Genomic DNA, 1,555 nt, shown 5'->3' on the forward strand with positions numbered 1-1,555 from the left:
CGTGATGTCGGTCGCGCCCTCCAGTGCGACGGCCTCGCACAGGAATCCGGCGACGCTCGATCCGTCCGCGAGAACGGCGGAGCCGATGCCCATGGGCGCGGGCAGATCCGCGACGAAGCGTCCGAAGCCCACGGCCGGAAGCCGCCACACCTCCCCCGCGATCGCCGCGCCGCCCTCGGCCACGCGCGCGAGGCCCGGCTTCGGCGGAACCGTGTCGAGGGCGTAGAGCCGGTACTGCGCGGCGGTCTCCACCTCGGCGACGAACGTTCCGCCCGCGGCGACGAGCTGGTGGTTCAGCGGCTGTCCGCGCAGGTGCGCGCCCACGACCAGCAGGTCGACGGACGGCGCCTGGATGCGCTCGGCGAGCTGCGCGAGCGTGCGGTCGGCGAACGGCGCGCCGGTGAGCATCACGCCGAAGGCGCGGCCGCCCACGACCCCCGCGGGGACGGCGAGCGCGCTCCGGTCGAGCAGGTTCGCGAAGTTCGTGTACCGGCCCATGCGGCTGTTCGCGCCGACCGGGTCGGCGGCGACTTCGTCGAGGGTCGGATGCCACGTGGTCGTGGGCGTGAGCAGCGCGACGGTCCCGTCGAGTCGACGCAGCCCCTCGGCCCCGAGGCGGTCGAGCCGCTCGCGGTCGCGGAAGTAGTCCGCGGCCCGCGCCTCGGCTCCGGCGAGCACGATGCCGGCGACCGTCGGATCGAGGTCGGTGCCGACGAGTTCGGGGTGGGCGGCGATGAAGTCGCCCACAGCCGCCGTGCGCTCGGCCACGAACGCGCCGCCGTAGAGCAGCGACGCGGCCTCGAGGAGCGGCGCGATGTCGACCTCGACGATCTCGACGCCGGAGGCCGCGAGCGCCGCCACGACGCCGGCGAACGCCTCGGCCCAGCCGTCGGCAAGACCCTCGAGGTGCTCGGGCGTCGGGACGGCGACGCGCGGGCGCGCGTCGAGCGGCGGGGCGGGGCGGTCCTCGCGGCCGAGGGGGTCGATCCCGTCGGGGCCGGCCATGAGCTCGGCCGCCGCGCGGGCGTCGGACAGGTCGCGCGCGAACACCGTCACGCAGTCGAGCGTGCGACACGCGGGCACGACGCCCGTGGCGGGCACGAGCCCGACCGTCGGCTTGACACCCACGATGCCGTTGAGCGCCGCGGGGACGCGGCCCGACCCGGCGGTGTCGGTGCCGAGCGCGAGGTCGACGATGCCGAGCGCCACGGCCACGGCCGATCCGGAGCTGGAGCCACCCGAGATACGCGTCGGGTCCCACGCGTTGCGGACGGCGCCGAAGGGGCTCCGGGTCCCCACGAGGCCGGTGGCGAACTGGTCGAGGTTCGTCTTGCCGATCACCACGGCCCCCGCGGCGCGGAGGCGCCCGACGGCGGTCGCGTCGCGCTCGGGACGGTACGCGTACGCGCGGCTCCCGGCCGTCGTCAGCATCCCCTCGACGTCGATGTTGTCCTTCACCGCGACGACGGTGCCGGCGAGCGGCAGGCGCTCCCCCGCCGCGACGCCGAGGTCGACCTCGGCCGGCTCGGCGAGCGCGTCGTCTTCCTCGCGGACG

1 protein-coding gene is annotated in these 1,555 nt (G+C 76.1%); it reads right to left on the reverse strand.

Annotated features, from left to right (window positions below; genetic code table 11):
- The coding region (locus I5G_RS22815; RefSeq protein WP_022879783.1) for an allophanate hydrolase at nt 1–1,555 on the reverse strand (1,555 nt) is incomplete at both ends.

The sequence above is a fragment of the Microbacterium sp. B19 genome (genome assembly GCF_000333395.1).
Taxonomy (GTDB): domain Bacteria; phylum Actinomycetota; class Actinomycetes; order Actinomycetales; family Microbacteriaceae; genus Microbacterium.